Raw genomic sequence first — 24171 nt, forward strand, 5'->3', positions numbered from 1 at the left:
GTGATTCAATGGTAGAGAAAATGAAGACGCTTTTCAGAACAATAGTGCTCGGCAGCCTGCTTGCTCTATCCGCCAATAGCTATGCGTTAAGCGAGTCCGAAGCGGAAGATATGGCTGATTTAACGGCGGTATTTGTCTTCCTGAAAAACGACTGCGGTTACCAGAATCTGCCGAATACCCAAATTCGTCGCGCGCTGGTCTTTTTTGCTCAACAGAACCAATGGGATCTGAGCAACTATGACAGCTTCAATATGAAGGCGCTCGGTGAAGACAGCTACCGCGATCTCAGCGGTATCAAAATCCCCACCACGAAAAAATGCAAGGCGCTGGCCCGCGATTCGCTGAGCCTGCTCGCTTACGTTAAATAGGCCACCCGTCGGGCCCAGTCGCAATCCCGCCGCCTGTACAAGGTGGCCTGCTCCCCCCATCCCGCAGCCCGGCAATATTCCTGCTATTCAGCCCTGCGCCATGCGAACGGCTGAAATATCCGCCGTGCATCATCATCTATAGTTGGCTATGATGTTGCGCTCGTTTTTTCGAGTGTACCGGATGTTCACAATGGAGGAATCCGCCCGTGGCTGATAACAATCTGTGGCATGAAACACTGCACGACCATTTCGGTCAGTATTTTGCGGTTGATAATGTGCTGTATCACGAAAAGACCGATCACCAGGATTTGATCATTTTTGAGAACGCAGCCTTTGGCCGCGTGATGGCGCTGGACGGCGTGGTACAAACCACCGAACGCGATGAGTTTATCTATCATGAGATGATGACCCATGTCCCGCTGATGGCCCACGGCCAGGCAAAACACGTGCTGATCATCGGCGGCGGTGACGGCGCAATGCTGCGAGAAGTCTCTCGTCACAGCACCATCGAAACCATCACCATGGTCGAAATCGACGCTGGCGTGGTCTCGTTCTGCCGCCAGTATCTGCCAAATCACAATGCGGGCGCCTATGACGATCCGCGCTTTACGCTGGTGATTGACGATGGCGTCAATTTTGTTAACCAGACGACGCAAACGTTTGATGTGATCATCTCCGACTGCACCGACCCTATCGGTCCCGGCGAGAGCCTGTTCACCTCGGCCTTTTACGAAGGCTGCAAACGCTGCCTGAATCCCGGCGGTATTTTTGTTGCCCAAAACGGCGTCTGCTTCCTGCAGCAGGATGAAGCGATCGACAGCCACCGCAAGCTCGGCCACTATTTCAGCGATGTCAGCTTCTATCAGGCCGCGATTCCGACCTACTATGGCGGCATTATGACCTTCGCATGGGCGACCGATAATGATGCCCTGCGCGACCTGTCCAATGAAATTATCCAGGCGCGTTTTCACAAAGCGAACCTGAAGTGCCGTTACTATAATCCGGCTATTCACAAGGCGGCATTTGCCCTACCGCAATATTTACAGGATGCGCTGTCCGCCAGCGATTCTCAGTAAGGGGGTGAACTAAATTGAAAAAACTGAAGCTGCATGGCTTTAACAACCTGACCAAGAGCCTGAGTTTTTGTATTTACGATATCTGCTATGTCAAAACGGCAGAGGAGCGCGATGGCTACATCGCCTATATCGATGAACTCTATAACGCCAACCGTCTGACCGAGATTTTGTCAGAGACCTGCTCGATCATCGGCGCCAATATTCTGAACATTGCTCGCCAGGATTATGAACCTCAGGGCGCCAGCGTGACGATCCTGGTCAGTGAAGAACCCGTTGACCCACAGCTTATCGACCAGAGCGAACACCCGGGCCCGCTCCCGGAAGCCGTAGTCGCCCACCTCGACAAAAGCCATATCTGCGTGCATACCTACCCGGAAAGCCATCCGGAGGGCGGACTGTGCACCTTCCGTGCCGACATCGAAGTCTCCACCTGCGGGGTTATCTCACCGCTTAACGCGCTGAATTATCTTATCCACCAGCTGGAATCTGACATTGTCACTATTGATTATCGCGTCCGCGGTTTTACCCGTGATATCAATGGTATGAAGCACTTCATTGACCATGAAATCAATTCCATTCAGAACTTTATGTCCGAGGACATGAAAGCGCTGTATGACATGGTGGACGTCAATGTCTACCAGGAAAATATCTTCCACACCAAGATGCTGCTGAAAGAGTTCGATCTGAAGCACTACATGTTCCACACCAGACCCGAAGATCTCAGCGCAGAAGAGCGCAAGTCCATCACCGATCTCCTGTGGAAAGAGATGCGGGAAATTTACTACGCCAGAAATATCCCTGCCATCTGAACATCCGACGGCGCCTGCGGGCGCCGTGACTCGGGCTGAACCCGTCTGAGGGTAACGTTCTGCTCTTTGAGCGCGTTCTGTACCGCCTGCGAGCGATCGACGTCGGTTGCCACTACACTAACACCGGCAAGCGGCGCCCGGTCAATAGCGGCCGCATAGCGCGCGATCGCAGTGGCAAAATGATTATAATCAGTCAGGGCAAAAAAAAAGCCGGGAGTTCGGCTCCCGGCGTGAATGCATGAAGGGGGTCAGGCTTTGCTGACAAACTCGCGGTACGCGGCCACCACCTGTAAAAAATCCTCAACGCCGCACAGAGAGAGGCTTTCTTCGTCGTAGTAGCTCATTCCCTCTTCGATTTCATCACCTGAAATCTCCAGCTGATTGGCGCGAATCATCACCTCTTCGCCATCCAGCCATAGCGTGTATTCATGTCCGGCACGCTGCCAGGAACGCTCGCTGCCTTTTACAGTGCGCGCGGCCTGTTCCACTTCATCCAGCAGGGCGAGGTTATCTTTCACCTCTTCGTTAAACCAGTGCCCCACCACCTCGTGGCCCATCGACATTCGCACCTTTACCACTCCGGTAATATCGCGCAGAAATTCGTAATCCATAGTGTCTTCCTCTGCAAGGGCAATGCGTCACCGCTACATTGTACCCATAGGGTAATTATCGCAGCACCCGGGCAGAAAAAAAGTGGACCAGATAGAGCAACAGCAAATAAAAGCGCCTCGGTCAGTTAACCGGTCATCTTACCGCCAACCGGCGGGCATTATTCCCCCCTTTCTTTACCCGATGCAGCTCTGCCGGCGTCAAATCCCTGCGCCTTTGCCCGATGCCGACGGCAATCGGCGTACCTTTAGCGCAGCAATAAAAAAGCCACTCCGAAGAGTGGCTTTGAGCAGCAAGATTCGCTTATACCGCGGTCTGGAAAATCACACCATCCGCTTTATCAGTGTACTGTTCCAGTTGGTTGAAGTTCAGATAGCGATAGGTATCCGCCGCGGTCTTATCGACCTGAGCGACGAAGGTCTGGTACTCTTCCGGCGTCGGCAGTTTGCCGAGCAGGGAAGCGACCGCAGCCAGCTCCGCAGAGGCCAGATAGACGTTAGCGCCGGTGCCTAAACGGTTCGGGAAGTTACGGGTTGAAGTGGAAACCACCGTCGCACCGTCCGCCACGCGCGCCTGGTTACCCATACACAGGGAACAGCCAGGGATTTCGATACGCGCACCGCTCTTACCAAACACGCTGTAGTAGCCTTCTTCAGTCAGCTGTGCCGCATCCATACGGGTTGGCGGAGCCACCCACAGGCGAGTTGGCAGCTGGCCTTTGTGACTGTCCAGCAGCTTACCGGCGGCACGGAAGTGGCCGATGTTGGTCATGCAGGAACCGATGAAGACTTCGTCAATCTTCTCACCCTGCACGTCGGACAGCAGACGCGCATCGTCCGGATCGTTCGGCGCACACAGGATAGGCTCTTTGATATCCGCCAGATCGATATCGATCACCGCGGCATACTCGGCATCGGCATCCGCTTCCAGCAGCTGCGGATCCGCCAGCCATTTTTCCATCCCCTGGATGCGACGCTCCAGCGTACGGCGATCGCCGTAGCCTTCTGCGATCATCCACTTCAGCAGGACGATGTTGGAGTTCAGATACTCAACGATCGGTTCCTGATTCAGCTTAATGGTACAGCCGGCAGCAGAACGTTCTGCGGAAGCATCGGTCAGCTCAAACGCCTGCTCAACTTTCAGATCCGGCAGACCTTCAATTTCCAGAATGCGTCCGGAGAAGATGTTTTTCTTCCCTTTCTTCTCAACGGTCAGCAGCCCCTGCTTAATCGCGTACAGCGGGATCGCATGGACCAGATCGCGCAGGGTGATCCCCGGCTGCATCTTGCCTTTGAAGCGAACCAGCACCGATTCCGGCATATCCAGCGGCATGACGCCGGTCGCGGCGGCAAAGGCCACCAGACCAGAGCCCGCCGGGAAGGAGATACCAATCGGGAAACGGGTATGAGAGTCACCACCGGTACCGACGGTATCCGGCAGCAGCATACGGTTCAGCCAGGAGTGGATAACGCCATCGCCCGGGCGCAGAGAAACACCGCCACGGTTCATAATGAAGTCTGGCAGCGTATGGTGCGTGGTGACGTCAACCGGCTTCGGATAGGCCGCCGTGTGGCAGAAGGACTGCATCACCAGGTCGGCAGAGAAACCAAGGCACGCCAGGTCTTTCAGTTCATCACGGGTCATCGGACCGGTGGTATCCTGGGAACCAACGGAGGTCATCTTCGGTTCACAGTAAGCGCCCGGACGAATACCGGCAACGCCGCAGGCGCGGCCAACCATTTTCTGCGCCAGCGAGTAGCCGCGGCTGCTTTCCGCCACGTCTTTTGCCTGACGGAATACGTCGCTGTGCGGCAGACCCAGCGCTTCACGCGCTTTCGTGGTCAGGCCGCGACCGATGATCAGCGGAATACGGCCGCCGGCGCGGACTTCATCAACCAGCACATCGGTTTTCAGCTCGAAGCTTGCCAGCAGTTCGTTGGTTTCGTGGTTACGCACTTCGCCTTTGAACGGGTAAACGTCAATCACGTCGCCCATATTCAGGTTGTTCACGTCCACTTCAATTGGCAGCGCGCCCGCATCTTCCATGGTATTGAAGAAGATAGGTGCAATTTTGCCGCCGAGGCAGAGACCGCCGCCGCGCTTGTTCGGCACGTTCGGGATATCGTCGCCCATAAACCACAGCACCGAGTTGGTGGCGGATTTACGCGAAGAGCCTGTACCCACCACGTCACCGACGTAGGCCAGCGGGAAGCCTTTTTGCTGAAGCGCTTCAATTTGCTTAATCGGGCCAACGGAACCCGGCTGGTCCGGCTCGATACCTTCACGGGCGTTTTTCAGCATCGCCAGCGCGTGCAGCGGGATATCCGGGCGGGACCAGGCATCTGGTGCCGGAGACAGGTCATCGGTGTTGGTTTCGCCGGTAACCTTGAATACGGTAACGGTGATTTTCTCAGCCAGCTGCGGACGGTTCAGGAACCACTCGGCGTCAGCCCAGGATTTCATAACCTGTTTAGCGTACTCGTTACCCGCTTTGGCTTTCTCTTCTACGTCGTAGAAGTTATCGAACATCAGCAGGGTATGGGACAGCGCTTTGGCGGCGATCGGCGCCAGTTTAGCATCGTCCAGTGCATCAATCAGCGGGTGAATATTGTAACCGCCCTGCATGGTGCCCAGCAGTTCAACGGCTTTTTCAGGGGTAACCAGTGGGGAGGTCGCTTCGCCTTTGGCGATAGCGGCAAGGAATCCGGCTTTAACATAGGCGGCTTCGTCGACGCCCGGCGGTACACGGTTGATTAACAGGTCTAACAGGAATTCTTCTTCACCCGCAGGCGGGCTCTTCAGCAGTTCTACCAGCGCGGCCATTTGGGTTGCATCTAAGGGTTTGGCAACAATCCCAACGGCTGCACGCTCAGCTACGTGCTTACGGTATTCTTCTAGCACGACGGTTCTCCTCGCTCTCATTGTAAAATGCGGTAGGCGATTCTCTTCACGCTCCTGTGAGACAGCAGTTTGTAGGGTAAATGCCCGATACCGCGTCGGCAGCATAGCAGGATTTTGGCGAGGTGTTAATCTGTTTACAAAAAAGCAACATTAAAATTTAGCTGAATCGTTAAGGGCAGGATTTTACAGGCTTTACGTACATTTCCCGGGATATAAATTTAATTCTGTTACAGAAAACTGAGCAAAATCCCAACAATCATCAAAAATCAAAAATAGACCTGCTTATACTCCGTCGCGAGCGCTATTTTCGGCGATACTCAGTGGAAACGGGCCCACTATAGCGCCGGGAGCTAACATGATACGACCTTTGAAACCCCACGTGATTGCCCTGGTGTGCAGTGCAGGGCTATTAGCCGCCTCTGGCGCTCTGTACGTCACAAGCCGCGCCGCAGAAACGCCGCCCGCGCCCGCTCCTGCCGCCCAACCCGCCCAACCCGCCGCTCCCGCTGCCGTTGAGCCCGCCGCTCCGACGGCGCAACCGGTCGCTGCCACCTACACGGCGGCGCAAATCGATCGGTGGGTCGCCCCCGTCGCCCTTTACCCGGATAACCTGCTGTCGCAGGTGTTAATGGCGTCGACCTATCCGAGCAACGTCCTGCAGGCCGTCCAGTGGTCGCAGGATAACCCAACGATGCAGGGGGACGCCGCCGTGCAGGCCGTGGCGAACCAGCCGTGGGATCCCAGCGTGAAATCGCTGGTCGCCTTCCCGGCGCTGCTGTCGCTGATGGGTGAAAATCCGCAGTGGGTGCAGGACCTGGGTAACGCGTTTCTCGCGCAGCCACAGGACGTAATGAATTCGGTGCAGAAACTGCGTGCCATCGCCCAGCAAACCGGGACGCTGAAATCGTCGCCGCAGCAGAAGGTGACCACGAGCAAAGTGACGCCGCCACCGACGACTTCCGCCGCCACGACAACGGTGAAAACCACCACGGTAGTCGAGCCTGCGCCCACCACCGAAATCATCAAGATTGAATCTACCGATCCGAACGTGGTGTATGTGCCAACCTACAACCCCAATACGGTTTATGGCACCTGGCCGAACACGACTTACCCGCCGGTCTATCTGCCGCCAACACCGGGCGAACAGTTTACCGATAGCTTCGTCAACGGTCTTGGTTTCAGCCTGGGGGTAGCCACCACCTATGCGCTGTTCAGCAGCATCGACTGGGATGATGACTATCATCACGACGATGACTGGGATCACGGCGGCTACCATGGCGGCGGGAACAACAATATCAATATCGACGTCGATAACTACAACCATTTCAACAAGCAGCGCTTTGACGGCAACAACGCCGGCTGGCAGCACAACCCGGCGTTCCGCAACAACGTGCCGTACCCGAACAATAACGTGGCGCAGCGTTTCCACCAGACCAACGTTCCCGGCGGCCTGAGCGCCACGCAACGCACTCCGGCGAACCTGACCAACCAACGTCAGGCGGCGCTCGACCAGTTCCAGCACAGCACTCACAACGGCGCGGCCAAAGGTCTGACCGCGGGTGGAGTGGCGACGGCAGGCAACAGGGATTCCCAGCGCCAGGCGGCCTCACAGCAGCTCAACAAAATTACCCAGCGCAGCAACTACCGGGGCTACGACACCCCGGAAAACCGCGCAGCGGCGAAGCAGAAGCAACAAAATTCGGCGGCCCAACAGCAGCGGCGGGAAAAGGCAAAATCGCACGTCCAGAACCCGACGGCGCAGCAGCAACAGCATCGCGATACGGCAAAGTCGCAGGTTCAACAGCGCCGCACCAACGCAACGCCGCCGCAGCGCCAGCAGAGAGTGCAGAATGTTCGTTCGAATGCGTTCAGCGGCAACGACAGCCGGTCGCCATCGTGGGAGGCCCAGCGCCAGCGGGGCACCCAGAGCCGGAATACGGCGCACCTCAACACTAACCAGCGTGCGGCGGCGCAACAGCGCACCGGTCAACATCGCGAACTGCGTCATCGCTAAGGAGCGGTCATGAAAAAAGTCCTGATTTCTGGCTGGCTGGCGCTTTTTGCCCTGCCCGTTTTTGGCCAACAGTATTTTGCCACCCCGGAGAAGGCCGCCACCGCGCTGGCGGACGCCGTTTCGACACAAAACGAGACGGCGCTCAACGACCTGCTGGGGGAGGACTGGCGTCAGTACCTGCCGCAGCGAGAGGCAGACCCGGAAGCCGTCGCCCGTTTTCTTCGCGACTGGAAAGTCGGCCATAAGATTGTCGAGCAGGGGGACATGGCTCACCTCAACGTAGGCCGGGAAGCGTGGCAGCTGCCGATACCGATGCTGAAAACAGCCGAGGGTTGGCACTTCGATATGGCGCAGGCGGCGGATGAGATCCAGACGCGGGAAATCGGCCGTAACGAGCTGTCGGCAATTCAGGCGATGCACGCCTACGTTGACGCGCAAAATGAGTATTACCAGCACTTCCAGCGCTACGCCAAAAAGCTGTTCAGTACTCCGGGGAAAAAAGACGGTCTGTACTGGCCAACTGAACCCGGCGAAGAGCCGAGCCCGTTGGGGCCAGCCTTTAGCCCCGTCGAACCGGGCGAAGGCTATCACGGCTACCGTTTCCGCCTTATCCACGACGGTGACAAGCAGACGGTCGCCCTGTTGGCGTGGCCCGTTGCATGGGGTGAAACCGGCGTGATGAGCTTTATGATCGATCGACGCGATCGCGTTTATCAGGCAAATCTGGGTCAGGATACGGCGACGTTAGTGCAGGCGATTACCCGCTTTACGCCAGACGAAAAGTGGCAGGCTATTGAGCAATAACCCCCTGCCCGGCGCATCCGTATGCCGCCGGGCGGGTTCCTCATCTGACGACGTTTAGCCCTGATGCGGCATCAGCTGTGGATAGCCGCTGAAGGCTGGTTTACTGCTGCTTAAGGCCGCCTCATCACTGTGAATACTGCCCGAGTTCGCCGCCCATACGCCTTCCGTGGTTTTGCTGATCGCCTGATGCTGTGCATTCAGGTTCTGACCCATGGCTGCGATATGGGTGTTTTCCGTACCACCGCTATTGTCGGCCCAGGGAATGGCAGGATCTGCGGCGCAAGCCGCAGCAGAAGCCAGGGTGGCGGCAAACAGGGCTGTTGTTAAAACGAGTTTCATAATACACCTCACCAGATAGTTAACTACCTATAAGTTTATGGCGTAATTATTTTCAATGTATCTATAAGATGTGCCGATTTATTAACGCAGACACAGTTCTAAACATCGGGCATAAAAAAAGCGGCTCTCAGAGCCGCTTTTGCATTTTGCCGGAAAGAAAAACTTACTTTTTCTTCGCTTTCGCGTTCGGCAGGTCGGTGATGCTACCTTCGAACACTTCTGCCGCCAGGCCAACGGACTCGTGCAGAGTCGGGTGCGCGTGGATGGTCAGCGCGATGTCTTCTGCGTCACAACCCATTTCGATAGCCAGACCGATTTCACCCAGCAGCTCGCCGCCGTTGGTGCCGACAATCGCGCCGCCGATAACACGGTGGGTCTCTTTGTCGAAGATCAGTTTGGTCATACCGTCTGCGCAATCAGAAGCGATCGCACGGCCAGACGCTGCCCACGGGAAGGTGGCAGTTTCGTAGCTGATGCCTTTCTCTTTCGCTTCTTTCTCGGTCAGGCCAACCCAGGCAACTTCTGGCTCGGTGTAGGCGATTGACGGGATCACTTTCGGGTCGAAGTAGTGCTTCAGACCGGAGATAACTTCGGCGGCAACGTGACCTTCGTGAACGCCTTTGTGCGCCAGCATCGGCTGACCGACGATATCGCCGATAGCGAAGATGTGCGGCACGTTGGTACGCAGCTGCTTGTCAACGCGGATAAAGCCGCGTTCGTCAACTTCAACGCCCGCTTTGCCTGCGTCAAGGTTTTTACCGTTCGGTACGCGACCGATAGCGACCAGCACCGCGTCATAACGCTGTGCTTCAGCCGGGGCTTTTTTGCCTTCCATGGAAACATAGATACCGTCTTCTTTTGCTTCAACGGCAGTCACTTTGGTTTCCAGCATCAGGTTGAATTTCTTGCTGATGCGTTTGGTGAAGACTTTAACCACGTCTTTGTCGGCAGCCGGGATCACCTGGTCGAACATTTCAACCACGTCGATCTCTGAACCCAGCGCATGGTACACGGTACCCATTTCCAGACCGATGATACCGCCACCCATAACCAGCATACGCTTCGGTACGGATTTCAGCTCCAGCGCATCGGTGGAGTCCCATACGCGCGGATCTTCGTGCGGAATGAACGGCAGCTGAATCGGACGGGAGCCCGCTGCGATGATCGCATTGTCGAAGTTAATCACGGTTTTACCGTTTTCACCTTCCACTTCCAGGGTGTTAGCGCCGGTGAATTTACCCAGACCGTTAACCACCTTCACTTTACGACCTTTGGCCATGCCAGCCAGACCACCGGTCAGCTGAGTGATGACTTTTTCTTTCCAGGTGCGGATCTTGTCAATGTCGGTTTTCGGTTCGCCGAAAACGATGCCGTGCTCGGCCAGCGCTTTCGCTTCTTCGATAACTTTAGCAACGTGCAGCAGTGCTTTAGAAGGGATACAGCCGACGTTCAGGCAAACACCGCCGAGGGTGCTGTAACGTTCTACGATGACGGTCTCCAGACCTAAATCAGCGCAACGGAAGGCAGCAGAATAGCCTGCAGGACCTGCCCCAAGTACCACGACCTGAGTTTTAATTTCAGTACTCATCATGACCTCTGTAGTTTGTATCCGGCGGGTCTGACGCTATTGTTATACACTTCATCCTTCAAGCCGCCTCTGCGTTGGCTGCGCTCGCTCACCCCGGTCACGTACCGCTTGTACGCTCCAGGGATTCACTCCCTTGCCGCCTTGACGCAACTCGAATTTTTTTGTGTAAATTACGCCCATGTCCACCGGGACGTTCTATCCGCCTGCATTTTACAAAATTGTTAACAATTTTGAAACAACAAACGGCAAACGATTTTGTCCTTTGTTGCTGATAACCCCGAAACGAAGACAAGATTACCAGAAAAAAGCCGGCCGTCAGGCCGGCTTTTCGCTTACATCACCAGGCGGCGAATATCGCTCAGCATGTTGTTGATGATGGTGATAAAGCGCGCACCATCAGCACCATCGATCACGCGGTGGTCGAAGGACAGAGAGATAGGCATCATCAGACGCGGTACAAACTCTTTACCATTCCACACCGGTTCCATCGCGGATTTGGACACCCCGAGGATAGCCACTTCCGGCGCGTTAACAATCGGCGCGAAGTGGGTTGTCCCCAGGCCACCGATGCTGGAGATGGTGAAGCAACCGCCCTGCATTTCGCCAGCCGTCAGCTTACCATCACGCGCTTTCTTAGAGATAACCGTCAGTTCACGAGACAGCTCGGTAATGCTCTTCTTGTTCACATCTTTAAAGACCGGAACAACCAGACCATTCGGCGTATCAACCGCCACCCCGATGTTGATGTATTTCTTCAGCGTCAGACGCTGTGCATCTTCGGACAGCGAGCTGTTGAAGCGTGGCATCTGCTCAAGCGCAGCGGCAACCGCTTTCATGATGAAGACAACCGGGGTGAATTTCACGTCCAGTTTGCGCTTCTCAGCTTCAGCATTCTGCTGCTTACGGAAGGCTTCCAGATCGGTGATATCGGTTTTGTCGAAGTGCGTAACGTGCGGGATCATGACCCAGTTACGGCTCAGGTTAGCACCAGAGATTTTCTGGATACGGCCCAGCTCAACTTCTTCCACTTCACCAAACTTGCTGAAGTCCACTTTCGGCCACGGCAGCATGCCCGGCAGACCACCACCGGCGGCAGCGGCAGGCGCAGCTTCAGCGCGTTTCACCGCGTCTTTCACGTAAGCCTGAACGTCTTCGCGCAGGATACGGCCTTTACGACCGGAGCCTTTCACTTTCGCCAGGTTGACGCCGAATTCGCGCGCCAGGCGACGAATCAGCGGTGTCGCATGAACGTAAGCGTCGTTTTCAGCAAACTCAGATTTGCCTTCCGCTTTCGCCGCAGGAGCAGCAGCCGGTTTAGCCGCCGGAGCCGGGGCAGCAGCTGCCGGAGCAGCAGCCTGAGCCGGAGCTGCGGCAGGCGCAGCGCCCTCCACTTCGAAGACCATAATCAGCGAACCGGTAGAGACTTTGTCGCCGGTGCTGATTTTGATTTCTTTGACGGTGCCGGCAAACGGTGCCGGCACTTCCATAGAAGCCTTGTCGCCTTCTACGGTGATCAGAGACTGTTCAGCGGCAACTTTGTCGCCCACTTTCACCATCACTTCGGTGACTTCGACTTCATCACCGCCGATGTCCGGTACGTGAACGTCTTTCGCGCCAGCAGCGGCTGCTGGTGCCGCGGCAGCGGCCGGAGCGGCTGCCTGTGCCGGAGCTGCAGCAGGTGCCGCGCCAGCAACTTCGAAGACCATGATCAGCGAGCCGGTAGACACTTTGTCGCCGGTGTTGATTTTGATCTCTTTCACGGTACCCGCGAACGGCGCCGGAACTTCCATAGAGGCTTTATCGCCTTCTACGGTGATCAGGGACTGCTCAGCCGCAACGGTATCGCCCACTTTAACCATGATCTCGGTGACTTCAACTTCGTCGCCGCCGATGTCCGGCACGTGAACGTCTTTTGCCGCTGCTGCAGCAGGTGCTGCTGCCGGGGCCGCTTCTTTCTTCTCTTCTGCCTTGGCAGGTGCAGCATCAGCTGCACCGTCGGCGGAATCGAAAATCATGATCAGTTTACCGGTCTCAGTTTTGTCGCCGACAGAGACTTTGATCTCTTTTACGACGCCAGCCTGCGGAGACGGGACTTCCATAGAGGCTTTATCGCCTTCTACAGTGATCAGCGACTGTTCAGCTTCAACTTTGTCGCCTACTTTGACCAGGATCTCGGTGATTTCAACTTCATCAGCCCCGATGTCCGGTACATTGATTTCGATAGCCATTATTCTTTTACCTCTTACGCCAGACGCGGGTTAACTTTTTCTGCATCGATGTTGAATTTGATGATGGCATCCGCCACCACTTTCTTATCGATTTCGCCACGTTTAGCCAGTTCGCCCAGTGCTGCTACAACCACATAAGAAGCATCTACTTCGAAGTGGTGACGCAGGTTCTCACGGCTGTCGGAACGTCCGAAGCCATCAGTACCCAGCACGCGGTAGTCGTCAGCCGGTACATAAGTACGGACCTGCTCGGCGAACAGTTTCATATAGTCGGTTGATGCTACAGCCGGAGCGTCGTTCATCACCTGAGCGATGTACGGAACGCGCGGAGTTTCCAGCGGGTGCAGCATGTTCCAGCGCTCACAGTCCTGACCGTCACGGGCCAGTTCGGTGAAGGAGGTGACGGAGTACACGTCAGAGCCCACGCCGTAGTCTTTCGCCAGGATCTGCGCTGCTTCACGAACGTGACGCAGGATAGAACCGGAGCCCAACAGCTGAACTTTACCTTTGCTACCTTCAACGGTTTCGAGTTTATAGATACCTTTACGGATACCTTCCTCGGCACCTGCTGGCATGGCCGGCATGTGGTAGTTTTCGTTCAGCGTGGTGATGTAGTAGTAAACGTTCTCTTGTTTCTCACCGTACATACGCTCCAGACCATCGTGCATGATGACCGCAACTTCGTACGCGTAAGACGGATCGTAAGAGATACAGTTCGGGATAGTCAGAGACTGAATATGGCTGTGACCATCTTCGTGCTGCAGACCTTCGCCGTTCAGCGTGGTACGACCGGAAGTCCCGCCGACCAGGAAGCCGCGAGCCTGCTGGTCGCCTGCTTGCCAGCACAGGTCGCCGATACGCTGGAACCCGAACATGGAGTAGTAGATGTAGAACGGGATCATCGGCAGGTTGTTGGTGCTGTAAGACGTTGCCGCCGCCAGCCAGGATGCGCCTGCGCCCAGTTCGTTGATCCCTTCCTGCAGGATCTGACCTTTTTCGTCTTCTTTGTAGTAAGCAACCTGCTCACGGTCCTGCGGGGTGTACTGCTGGCCGTTCGGGCTGTAGATACCAATCTGACGGAACAGGCCTTCCATACCAAAGGTACGCGCTTCATCGGCGATGATCGGCACGAGGCGGTCTTTGATGGACTTGTTCTTCAGCATCACGTTCAGGGCACGAACGAACGCGATAGTGGTAGAAATTTCTTTGTTCTGCTCTTCCAGCAGCGGCGCGAAATCTTCCAGGGTCGGCAGCTCCAGCTTCTCATCGAAGTTCGGCTGACGGCTCGGCAGATAGCCGTGCAGTTTCTGACGCTGAGCGTGCAGATAGGTATGCTCTTCGGAGCCTTCCGGGAAGGTCACGTACGGCAGTTTTTCGATATCCGCATCGGCAACCGGCACATTGAAACGATCGCGGACATAGCGAACGCCGTCCATGTTCATTTTCTTCACCTGGTGAGCGATGTTTTTACCTTCAGCGGTATCGCCCATGCCATACCCTTTAATGGTATGAGCCAGGATAACGGTCGCTTTGCCTTTGGTCTCCTGCGCTTTTTTCAGGGCAGCAAAGACTTTCTTCGGATCGTGACCACCGCGGTTCAGAGCCCAGATCTGCTCGTCAGTCCAGTCGGCAACCAGCGCTGCGGTTTCCGGATATTTACCGAAGAAGTGCTCACGAACGTACGCGCCATCTTTGGATTTGAAGGTCTGGTAGTCACCGTCAACGGTTTCGTTCATCAGCTGAATCAGCTTACCGCTGGTGTCTTTACGCAGCAGCTCATCCCAACGACCGCCCCAGATAACCTTGATAACGTTCCAGCCGGCACCGGCGAAGATACCTTCCAGCTCGTTAATGATTTTACCGTTACCGGTGACCGGGCCGTCCAGACGCTGCAGGTTGCAGTTAATGACGAAGACCAGGTTATCCAGTTTTTCACGGGTGGCGATGGTGATAGCGCCTTTAGATTCCGGCTCGTCCATCTCGCCGTCGCCCAGGAAGGCATAAACGGTTTGTTTGGAGGTATCTTTCAGACCACGGTGTTCCAGATACTTGAGGAATTTCGCCTGATAGATAGCACCGATTGGGCCCAGACCCATGGAGACGGTCGGGAACTGCCAGAATTCCGGCATCAGTTTCGGGTGCGGATAAGAAGACAGACCGTTACCGTGAACTTCCTGACGGAAGTTATTCATCTGCTCTTCGGTCAGACGGCCTTCGAGGAACGCACGTGCGTATACGCCCGGAGAAATGTGGCCCTGGAAGTAAACCAGGTCGCCGCCATCCTGCTCGTTGCGCGCACGGAAGAAGTGGTTAAAGCACACTTCATAGAACGTTGCGGAGGACTGGAAGGAAGCCATGTGGCCACCCAGTTCCAGATCTTTTTTCGATGCGCGCAGAACGGTCATGATGGCGTTCCAACGAATCGCAGAACGAATTCGGCGTTCCAGATCCAGATTCCCCGGATATTCCGGTTCATCTTCAACGGCAATAGTGTTGACGTAACTGCCTGTAGATGTGCCAGCAGCAACCTTCACCCCGCCTTTGCGGGCTTCAGAAAGGAGTTGGTCAATCAGATACTGAGCACGCTCAACACCTTCTTCACGGATGACCGATTCGATCGCCTGTAGCCAGTCGCGAGTTTCGATCGGATCCACGTCATTTGGTAAACGTTCTGACATGGGGGGTATTCCTTATCTATCTAATCGTTGATTAATCTGGAACCTGTCCCATTGCACTCTTTGCTCTTCATATTTCAGGTTATCTCTTTGTTGGCTGCGCTTCCTCACCCTGGCCACATAGTTAGCTATGCTCCCGGGGATTCACGCGCTTGCCGCCGCGATATAACCCGAACTATTTGAACAACCAAAAGCACAATAAGACAGGTTCTGCGTTTAGTTGCCGCGCTCTAAAAAATGGCGCTTAAGAACCGGAGTTCTCATCTTTCCGTTGCTGTAAACGACGCAGTGAGCGTTCTCGACGACTCTCCTCACGGCTACGATCCAGCAAAATTTCTTCAATGAACGCCAGGTGTCGATGCGACGCTTCACGCGCCTGCTCCGGCTCTCCGGCGATTATCGCCTCGAAAATACGAGTGCGATGGTTGCTGACCTGCGGAAGCATCTCCCGACGGGCATACAGCAATTCAAAGTTCTGACGAACGTTTTGCGCGAGCATCGGCTCCATGCAGCGTAGCAGATGGAGAAGCACGACATTGTGCGCCGCTTCGGTGACGGCAATTTGATACTGGACGACGGCGTCAGATTCGGCGTCAAGATCGCCGGACTGCTGAGCCCGTTCGATAGCCTGATGCAGCTCGCGAATACGTTCGCGGTCAGCATCATTGCTGCGCAGCGCCGCGTAATAAGCCGCGATGCCTTCCAGCGCGTGGCGGGTTTCCAGCAGATCAAATTGGGATTCAGGGTGATCGGACAGTAGCTCGACCAGCGGGTCGCTGAAGCTCTGCCACAGGCTGCTCTGTACAAAAGTTCCACCGCCCTGGCGACGAAGCAACAAGCCCTTGGCTTCGAGGCGTTGAATCGCCTCACGCAGCGAGGGGCGGGAAACGTCGAACTGTTTGGCCAGTTCGCGTTCAGGCGGGAGTTTTTCACCGGGGCGTAAGGTCCCCTCAAGGATTAAAAACTCAAGCTGCTGCTCTATCACATCAGATAGTTTTGGTTGGCGGATTTTGCTGTAGGCCATATTCCCTGTCTCTGCCATTAGCCCGTAGTCAATTGGTCTTACCAATTCGCAGTTCGTAGCGGTAAAGTAACAAAGTATTCACCTTCTGTCCATACAGGTTTTGATTGAAATCAGGAAACCACGCACATTTTAACAACCTTACAGAAATAACATTTCAGAATTGTAACTTCACACAAATGATGTGTTTACCCCATAAGAGGTAGCGTTAACGTTTATGAAACGAAAAATTAGGCTATCTGAACCGATTCAACTCCGTAAAACTCAATTATTTATTCATAAGGAGTGAATATTCAGCCACCTCAAGCGGATCGCGTTCACCGGCCTGCTATTTACAAATGGTTTCTTTTTGCTCGCTTCGTCATCATCCCTTCATAAAGCAGGTGCATTCACTCGCGCTTATCACTATTCTCGGTGAGACGAAAGGCCTTTTGGTGTTTTTATGTTTCGCCTTCCGTAAAGAAATCAATACGAAAACGGAATTTCGGAATTACACCACACAACAATATGTAAGCTGAATCAATCAGGACCGAGCTGACTAAAACGCCCTTGAATTTAGATAGCTATGCTATCTGGCAGGGACAGACAACGAAGCAGTAGCCTGAAGGACGACGCGTATAAACATAATAACCACACACGAGGTTTCATGATGGAAGGTCAACAGCATGGCGATCGGCTCAAGCGCGGCCTGAAAAACCGCCATATTCAGCTTATTGCTCTGGGCGGCGCTATCGGCACCGGCCTGTTTCTGGGCAGTGCATCCGTTATTCAGTCCGCCGGCCCCGGGATTATTCTGGGCTATGCGATCGCCGGTTTTATCGCCTTCCTGATCATGCGTCAGCTGGGTGAGATGGTCGTAGAAGAGCCGGTAGCAGGTTCATTCAGTCATTTTGCGTATAAATACTGGGGCGGTTTTGCCGGCTTTGCTTCCGGTTGGAACTACTGGGTACTGTACGTTCTGGTGGCCATGGCCGAGCTGACTGCGGTCGGGAAATATATTCAGTTCTGGTGGCCCGAGATCCCAACCTGGGTGTCCGCTGCGGTGTTCTTTATCGCCATCAATGCCATTAACCTGACCAACGTGAAAGTGTTTGGTGAAATGGAATTCTGGTTCGCCATTATTAAAGTAGTGGCCGTTGTGGCGATGATTCTGTTTGGCGGCTGGCTGCTGTTCAGCGGCAACGGCGGCCCACAGGCAACCGTACGCAACCTGTGGGACCAGGGCGGGTTCCTGCCGCATGGCTTTACCGGACTGGTGATGATGATGGCGATTATCATGTTCTCGTTTGGTGGTCTGGAGCTGGTCGGGATCACGGCAGCTGAAGCGGACAATCCGGAACAGAGCATCCCGAAAGCCACCAACCAGGTTATCTACCGTATCCTGATTTTCTATGTGGGCTCGCTGGCCGTTCTGCTTTCACTGCTGCCGTGGACGCGCGTCACCGCAGATACCAGCCCGTTCGTGCTGATCTTCCACGAGCTGGGCGATACCTTTGTGGCCAACGCCCTCAACGTCGTGGTGCTGACCGCTGCGCTGTCCGTGTATAACAGCTGCGTATACTGCAACAGCCGCATGTTGTTCGGTCTGGCCCAGCAAGGGAACGCCCCGAAAGCGCTGATGAGCGTCGATAAGCGCGGCGTGCCGGTCAATACCATTCTGGTCTCTGCCGTGGTCACCGCGCTGTGCGTCCTGATTAACTACTTCGCACCGGAGTCGGCCTTTGGCCTGCTGATGGCGCTGGTGGTCTCCGCGCTGGTCATTAACTGGGCGATGATTAGCCTGGCGCATATGAAGTTCCGTCGCGCCAAGCAGCAGCAGGGCGTAGTTTCGCGTTTCCCGGCGCTGTTCTACCCGGTCGGCAACTGGGTCTGCCTGCTGTTCATGGTGGCGGTACTGGTGATTATGCTGATGACACCGGGCATGGCGATTTCCGTTTACCTGATCCCGGTATGGATTGCGATTCTGGGCGTCGGCTATCTGTTTAAACAGAAAAGCGCCAGCGCACTAAAAGCACAATAATACATCTCTGGATTCTGTGCCCGTCCCGTCATGGCGGGCACAGAGCATTGTTATCTGCTTCACACTTTCCCTCCAACAGTCGTTTTATCCATATCGTTGACCTGATACTGCAACGCATTTATCGGCAATTCCGCAAATAATTCTCTCCATACCGCAACGGGGAGATCTCCAGATGGCAGGCAATAAACTTTCAGTGAGAGAAAAGATTGGCTATGGGATGGGCGATGCCGGATGCAACATCATATTTGGCGCCATCATGCTGTTTGTTAACTACTTTTACACCGATATTTTTGGCCTCGCGCCCGCGTTAGTGGGCGTTTTGTTGCTCTCCGTACGCGTCATCGATGCCGTGACAGACCCGATCATGGGCGCCATGGCCGACCGTACTCGCAGTCAATATGGCCGCTTCCGTCCGTGGCTGCTGTGGATGGCCTTCCCCTACGCGCTGTTCAGCGTCCTGATGTTCACCACGCCGGAATGGACCTATCACAGCAAAGTTATCTATGCCTTCGTCACCTACTTCCTGCTCTCGCTGACCTATACCGCGATTAACATACCCTACTGCTCATTAGGCAGCGTGATTACTAACGATCCGCAGGAGCGCGTAGCCTGCCAGTCGTATCGTTTTGTGCTGGTCGGTATTGCCACGCTGCTGCTGTCGCTGACGCTGCTGCCGATGGCCGACTGGTTCGGTGGCGCCGATAAAGCCAAAGGTTATCAGATGGCGATGACCGTGCTGGCAGCAATTGGTATGTGTATGTTTTTATTCTGCTTCGCCACCGTTCGTGAACGCGTGCGTCCGGCGGTACAGACCCACGATGAACTGAAGCAAGACTTTAAGGACGTCTGGAAAAACGATCAGTGGGTTCGCATCCTGCTGTTAACGCTGTGCAACGTCTGTCCCGGGTTTATCCGCATGGCCGCCACCATGTACTACGTGACCTGGGTCATGCAGCAAAGCACCCACTTTGCGACGCTGTTTATCAGCCTCGGCGTGGTCGGGATGATGATCGGCAGTATGCTGGCAAAAGTGCTGACCGATCGCTGGTGCAAGCTGCAGGTTTTCTTCTGGACCAATATCGCCCTGGCGATTTTCTCCTGCGCGTTCTACTTCTTCGACCCACATGCCACCATGATGATTATGGTGCTCTACTTCCTGCTCAACATCCTGCATCAGATCCCGTCGCCGCTGCACTGGTCCCTGATGGCTGACGTCGATGATTACGGCGAGTGGAAAACCGGCAAACGCATCACCGGGATCAGCTTCTCCGGTAATCTTTTCTTCCTGAAAGTCGGGCTGGCGGTAGCCGGCGCGATGGTCGGTTTCCTGCTCTCATGGTACGGATACGATGCCGGCGCCAAAGAGCAGAGCGCCTCGGCGGTAAACGGTATCGTGCTGCTGTTCAGCGTCATTCCGGGTGTTGGCTACCTGATTACCGCAGGCGTCGTGCGGATGCTGAAGGTCAACCGCGAGTTTATGTGCCAAATCCAGTCGGACCTGGAAAAGCGTCGCGCTAACTACGAGGAACTCAATACCTGGCAGGATCTCAAAACCAGTGAACACATAAGGAAAGCTTGATGAGCAACTGGCCTAATCCGTTTATTGAACAACGCGCGGACCCCTATATTCTGCGCCATCAGGATCACTACTATTTTATCGCCTCGGTTCCGGAATATGACCGGCTGGAGATTCGTCGCGCGGCGACGCTGGAAGGTCTACGCGAAGCGCCGCCGGTGGTGGTCTGGCGTAAAGCGGAGAGCGGCCCAATGAGCCAGCTCATCTGGGCACCGGAACTGCATGAAATTGACGGGAAATGGTATATCTATTTTGCCGCTGCTCACACGCAAGACCTGGACCAACTCGGGATGTTCCAGCACCGGATGTTTGTCCTCGAATGTGCCGACAGCGACCCGCTCAGCGGTCAGTGGGTTGAAAAAGGCCAGGTAAAAACGCCCTTCGATACCTTTGCGCTGGATGCCACCACCTTTCAACATCAGGGCAGGCAGTGGTATCTGTGGGCGCAGAAAGCCCCACATATTGCAGGCAACTCCAACCTCTACCTGGCGGAGCTGGCAAACCCGTGGACGCTAAAAGGTGATCCCGTGATGTTGAGTAAACCGGAGTTTGACTGGGAATGTCGCGGTTTTCGGGTCAATGAAGGCCCGGCGGTTCTGATCCACGGCGAGCGGCTGTTTGTCAGCTATTCCGCCAGCGCAACCGATGAAAACTACTGCATGGGACTCTTGTGGATAGACCTGCTGGCCGACCCGCTGCGCCCGGAGAACTGGCATAAATCACCGGAGCCCGTATTTCGCACCAGCGATGAGAACCGTCAGTATGGCCCCGGTCACAACGGTTTTACGCAAACGCCGGAAGGGGAAGATGTGCTGGTCTACCATGCGCGGAACTATACCGAAATTGAAGGCGATCCGCTGTACGATCCGAATCGCCATACGCGGCTCAAGCGGGTTCGCTGGCAAGAAAACGGGATGCCTGACTTCGGCATCCCGCCCGCCGATACGTATTGATCGCCTCCCCTGCCCGGCAGCGGGCGGGGCTTAAATCAAGGTACCGTAAATGGTGAGTAGCGCCATGATAACGACCACCACCAGCGACGTTTTTTTGGCCATTGAGACCGCCGCTTTAGGTGTCTCGACCTTATCCACATGCGGTTCGCGCGCCAGCGAAAACTGAGCCAGTCGGGTCAGAACCTGGTACTGCGACGAGTGACGGTCGCCCAAAGAAGCAAACCAGGCCGGCAAGGCTCTTTCCCCGTGTCCCACCAACGCATAGACCACGCCGACCAGACGTACCGGCAGCCAGTCCACCACGTGCAGAATGGCATCAATCCCCGACTGTAAGCGATGGCGCGGCGTCTGATAACGCGCCAGCCACGTCTGCCAGGCGCGCAGCACGCAGTAGCCAATCAGCGTAATAGGTCCCCATGGCCCGCCAACCACAAACCAGAACAGCGGAGCCAGGTAGTAGCGGTAGTTAATCCACAGCAGCGCATTTTGCAGTTCGCTCAGAAACTCGCGATCGTCACAGCCTGGCGGCACGCCGTGAATCAGCGTCAGCTCGCTGGCCATCGCGTCACAAGCATGACGATCGTTGCGTGATGCGGCTTTCAGATACGCATGATAGTGCAGCCGTACCCTGCCCGCGCCAATACACAGCAGGCCGAGCAAGATCCAGAAGACCAGAAGAGGGACGTTAAACAGCACCCCGTGCAGCAGGCGCTGAATAAGATAAACCACCGCCATGGCCAGCGCCGTCATCAGCAGAGTCGCAGGGAGTGAAAAGTGTTTTACCCGGCGAAACAGCACTTCCAGGCGGTGATCGAGCTGCCAGTGCTCACCCAGCTTAAACAGCCGCTCAGCGATGAGAACCAGCAGCGTAGTAAACAACGTCATGGCATCTCCTTTTCTGACGAAGCGGCCAGCAGGCCGCGAAATTTTGCCCAGTCAAAAGCCGGACCGGGATCCGTTTTTCGGACTGGCGCAATATCGCTGTGGCCAGTCATATGGCGTGCGATGGCCGGGTACAACGCGATCAGCTGTCGCGTCACCGCCACCAGCTGCTGGTACTGCGCATCGGTATAAGCCAGCGTGTCGGTTCCTTCCAGCTCAATGCCGATAGAAAAGTCATTGCAGCGTTCACGCCCGTGATAGCTGGATACGCCCGCGTGCCACGCTCGCTTATCAAAAGGAACATACTGCACAATTTCACCATCGCGACGAATAAGACAATGCGCTGAAACGCGCAGGTGCGCGATTTCCGCAAAGAAAGGATGAGCGCTGGGATCGAGCGTTCCGGTGAATAAAGCATCGATCCACGGGCCGCCAAACTCCCCCGGCGGCAGACTAATATTATGCACCACCAGTAAGGAAGGGGCTTCATCATCCGGGCGGCAATCATGGTGCGGCGAAGGAACCCGACGCGCATCCACCAGCCATCCCCCATTCAACTGCATGCGGAATCTCCTTTCGCTAACTCATGCTCCCGGGCCGCCCGTGGCCCAAAGGATGCTGATTATCATACACAAAATCGTTCAGCCTGCGGTCCAGCAACCCACAAATCATCGCTGAAAAGCAGAGACATAGCCGATACAGAGGCGCCCCGAAGCGCGAAGTCTGTATGGTGTAGAAACGCTGTTCAGGTTAGCATGTTTCCCACTGCTGAATCTTATCTATCTGGAGCTTTATCATGTCGCCTCGTCGCTACAATCCCGACCGCCGCCGTGACGCGCTGCTGGAACGCATTAACCTGGATATCACCGATGCCGTCGCCCAATCCCTGCGGGAAGATCTGGGTGGCGAGGTCAATGCCAACAACGATATTAGCGCCCAATTATTGCCGGAAGACGCACGCTCACATGCGGTCATTATTACGCGCGAAGACGGCGTATTTTGCGGTAAGCGCTGGGTGGAAGAGGTCTTCATTCAACTGGCTGGCGACGATGTCAGCATCACCTGGCATGTCGAAGATGGCGATCTCATCAAAGCGGACCAGCCGCTGTTCGAGCTGGAGGGGCCTTCCCGGCTGCTGCTGACAGGTGAACGCACCGCGCTGAATTTCGTGCAGACCCTGTCCGGCGTCTCCAGCGAAGTACATCGTTACGTGGAGCTGCTGGCCGGAACCAAAACCCAGCTGCTCGACACGCGTAAAACGCTGCCAGGCCTGCGCACCGCACTGAAGTATGCCGTGCTGTGCGGCGGCGGCGCCAACCACCGTCTGGGTTTATTCGACGCCTTCCTGATTAAAGAAAACCACATTATTGCCTCAGGCTCAGTGCGTCAGGCGGTGGAAAAAGCTTTCTGGCTGCATCCGGACGTTCCGGTTGAAGTGGAAGTGGAATCGCTTGATGAACTGGATGAAGCGCTTAAAGCCGGCGCGGATATCATTATGCTCGATAATTTCACCACCGACCTGATGCGTGAAGCGGTGAAGCGGACCAACGGCAAGGCGGCGCTGGAAGTATCCGGCAACGTGACGTTTAAAACCATCCGCGAATTTGCCGAAACCGGCGTTGATTACATCTCCGTGGGCGCCCTGACCAAGCACGTACACGCCCTGGACCTCTCCATGCGTTTTCGCTAATCGCCCGCCCCGGAGCGACAACGCGCCGGGGCTTTTTTTGCGAGACAGCGAGCATCTCTGACTCCCCCACCTGCAAGAACACCAGAAAACCTGGAAAGTCGTTTCCCACCCCATCATTTGTCATTCGCCGCGGCGCCGCCAGCGCGTCACAGTGCTTCCTTCACCACAAGGAGCATATATGGACAGACAACGCGGATTTACCCTGATCGAACTGATGGTGGTCATCGGCATTATCGCCATTCTGAGCGCTATCGGCATTCCGGCTTATCAGAACTACCTGCGCAAGGCGGCCCTGACCGACATGCTGCAAACCTTTGTCCCCTACCGCACGGCCGTTGAACTATGCGCGCTCGAACACGGCGGACTGACAAGCTGTGACGCCGGCGCCAACGGCATCCCTTCTCCAGCGACCACGCGCTACGTCGCCACCATGAGCGTCGCGAAAGGTATTGTCACGCTGAACGGACAAGAAAGCCTGAACGGACTGAGCGTCACCCTGACGCCGTCCTGGGACAATGCAAGCGGTATCACCGGCTGGGGGCGCGTCTGCAACATAGCCAGCAACAGCGCACTCCAGCAGGCCTGCGAAGATGTGTTCCGCATAAACTGAGGCCGCCA

At 55.5% G+C, this 24171-nt stretch carries 19 protein-coding genes; 10 read left to right on the top strand and 9 right to left on the bottom strand.

Going from position 1 to position 24171, the window contains the following annotated elements:
- The first annotated feature begins 20 nt into the window (after positions 1–20).
- The 3 genes from ROR01S_RS13470 (at position 21) to speD (ending at position 2253) form a co-directional block, all read left to right on the top strand.
- Entirely contained in the window at positions 21–368 is a 348-nt protein-coding gene (locus ROR01S_RS13470; protein WP_015585138.1) for a YacC family pilotin-like protein, read from the top strand.
- A gap of 206 nt (positions 369–574) precedes the next feature.
- A complete protein-coding gene (gene speE / locus ROR01S_RS13475) occupies positions 575–1444 on the top strand; it encodes a polyamine aminopropyltransferase (RefSeq protein ID WP_064359577.1) in 870 nt (289 codons plus the stop codon).
- Between the two features lie 14 nt (positions 1445–1458).
- The gene (speD, locus tag ROR01S_RS13480; RefSeq protein ID WP_004857935.1) at positions 1459–2253 is read left to right on the top strand and encodes an adenosylmethionine decarboxylase; all 795 of its coding nucleotides are present in this window, start codon (positions 1459–1461) and stop codon (positions 2251–2253) included.
- A 248-nt stretch (positions 2254–2501) separates the two neighbouring features.
- Here speD and yacL read toward each other — a convergent pair whose 3' ends face one another.
- Together yacL and acnB are read right to left on the bottom strand one after the other, a co-directional pair.
- Entirely contained in the window at positions 2502–2864 is a 363-nt protein-coding gene (yacL, locus tag ROR01S_RS13485; protein WP_004857933.1) for a protein YacL, read from the bottom strand.
- Between the two features lie 301 nt (positions 2865–3165).
- On the bottom strand, positions 3166–5763 hold the full coding sequence (gene acnB / locus ROR01S_RS13490; protein ID WP_004857931.1) for a bifunctional aconitate hydratase 2/2-methylisocitrate dehydratase: 2598 nt from the start codon (positions 5761–5763) through the stop codon (positions 3166–3168).
- Positions 5764–6118: 355 nt separating this feature from the next.
- Here acnB and ROR01S_RS13495 point away from each other — a divergent pair, with 355 nt between their 5' ends.
- Both ROR01S_RS13495 and ROR01S_RS13500 read left to right on the top strand, forming a co-directional pair.
- A complete protein-coding gene (locus ROR01S_RS13495; RefSeq protein ID WP_064357514.1) occupies positions 6119–7777 on the top strand; it encodes a DUF3300 domain-containing protein in 1659 nt (552 codons plus the stop codon).
- 9 nt (positions 7778–7786) lie between these two features.
- A complete protein-coding gene (locus ROR01S_RS13500) occupies positions 7787–8581 on the top strand; it encodes a DUF2950 family protein (RefSeq protein ID WP_064359578.1) in 795 nt (264 codons plus the stop codon).
- A gap of 54 nt (positions 8582–8635) precedes the next feature.
- Here the strand turns inward: ROR01S_RS13500 and ROR01S_RS13505 are convergent, their stop codons facing one another.
- From ROR01S_RS13505 to pdhR, 5 genes are all read right to left on the bottom strand, one after another.
- Positions 8636–8920, bottom strand: coding sequence for a hypothetical protein (locus ROR01S_RS13505; RefSeq protein ID WP_064359579.1), 285 nt, complete (start codon positions 8918–8920; stop codon positions 8636–8638).
- Between the two features lie 163 nt (positions 8921–9083).
- Positions 9084–10508: a dihydrolipoyl dehydrogenase gene (gene lpdA / locus ROR01S_RS13510; RefSeq protein WP_004857924.1), complete on the bottom strand. Its 1425-nt coding sequence runs from the start codon at positions 10506–10508 to the stop codon at positions 9084–9086.
- Positions 10509–10840: 332 nt separating this feature from the next.
- Complete coding sequence (gene aceF / locus ROR01S_RS13515) at positions 10841–12736, bottom strand: pyruvate dehydrogenase complex dihydrolipoyllysine-residue acetyltransferase (protein ID WP_015585142.1); 1896 nt, start codon at positions 12734–12736, stop codon at positions 10841–10843.
- Between the two features lie 14 nt (positions 12737–12750).
- Positions 12751–15414: a pyruvate dehydrogenase (acetyl-transferring), homodimeric type gene (aceE, locus tag ROR01S_RS13520; RefSeq protein WP_032689465.1), complete on the bottom strand. Its 2664-nt coding sequence runs from the start codon at positions 15412–15414 to the stop codon at positions 12751–12753.
- Positions 15415–15655: 241 nt separating this feature from the next.
- A complete protein-coding gene (gene pdhR / locus ROR01S_RS13525; RefSeq protein ID WP_004857919.1) occupies positions 15656–16435 on the bottom strand; it encodes a pyruvate dehydrogenase complex transcriptional repressor PdhR in 780 nt (259 codons plus the stop codon).
- A gap of 643 nt (positions 16436–17078) precedes the next feature.
- On the opposite strand from pdhR, the gene aroP reads away from it, so the two are divergent.
- The 3 genes from aroP (at position 17079) to ROR01S_RS13540 (ending at position 20981) form a co-directional block, all read left to right on the top strand.
- A complete protein-coding gene (gene aroP, locus ROR01S_RS13530) occupies positions 17079–18452 on the top strand; it encodes an aromatic amino acid transporter AroP (protein ID WP_162098158.1) in 1374 nt (457 codons plus the stop codon).
- A 172-nt stretch (positions 18453–18624) separates the two neighbouring features.
- A complete protein-coding gene (locus ROR01S_RS13535) occupies positions 18625–20031 on the top strand; it encodes a glycoside-pentoside-hexuronide (GPH):cation symporter (RefSeq protein WP_004857915.1) in 1407 nt (468 codons plus the stop codon).
- Complete coding sequence (locus ROR01S_RS13540; protein ID WP_064359580.1) at positions 20031–20981, top strand: glycoside hydrolase family 43 protein; 951 nt, start codon at positions 20031–20033, stop codon at positions 20979–20981. The genes ROR01S_RS13535 and ROR01S_RS13540 overlap by 1 nt, the downstream gene beginning before the upstream one ends.
- A gap of 30 nt (positions 20982–21011) precedes the next feature.
- On the opposite strand, the gene ampE is transcribed toward ROR01S_RS13540, so the two are convergent.
- Positions 21012–21866: a beta-lactamase regulator AmpE gene (ampE, locus tag ROR01S_RS13545; RefSeq protein ID WP_015585144.1), complete on the bottom strand. Its 855-nt coding sequence runs from the start codon at positions 21864–21866 to the stop codon at positions 21012–21014.
- The gene (gene ampD / locus ROR01S_RS13550) at positions 21863–22426 is read right to left on the bottom strand and encodes a 1,6-anhydro-N-acetylmuramyl-L-alanine amidase AmpD (protein WP_015585145.1); all 564 of its coding nucleotides are present in this window, start codon (positions 22424–22426) and stop codon (positions 21863–21865) included. The genes ampE and ampD overlap by 4 nt, the downstream gene beginning before the upstream one ends.
- 233 nt (positions 22427–22659) lie before the next feature.
- Between ampD and nadC the strand changes: the two genes are divergently transcribed.
- Positions 22660–23553, top strand: coding sequence for a carboxylating nicotinate-nucleotide diphosphorylase (nadC, locus tag ROR01S_RS13555; protein WP_004857908.1), 894 nt, complete (start codon positions 22660–22662; stop codon positions 23551–23553).
- A 178-nt stretch (positions 23554–23731) separates the two neighbouring features.
- Positions 23732–24163: a prepilin peptidase-dependent pilin gene (gene ppdD, locus ROR01S_RS13560; RefSeq protein WP_032716568.1), complete on the top strand. Its 432-nt coding sequence runs from the start codon at positions 23732–23734 to the stop codon at positions 24161–24163.
- Positions 24164–24171 lie beyond the last annotated feature (8 nt).

It is taken from the genome of Klebsiella ornithinolytica NBRC 105727 = ATCC 31898, from assembly GCF_001598295.1.
GTDB classification, from domain to species: domain Bacteria; phylum Pseudomonadota; class Gammaproteobacteria; order Enterobacterales; family Enterobacteriaceae; genus Klebsiella; species Klebsiella ornithinolytica.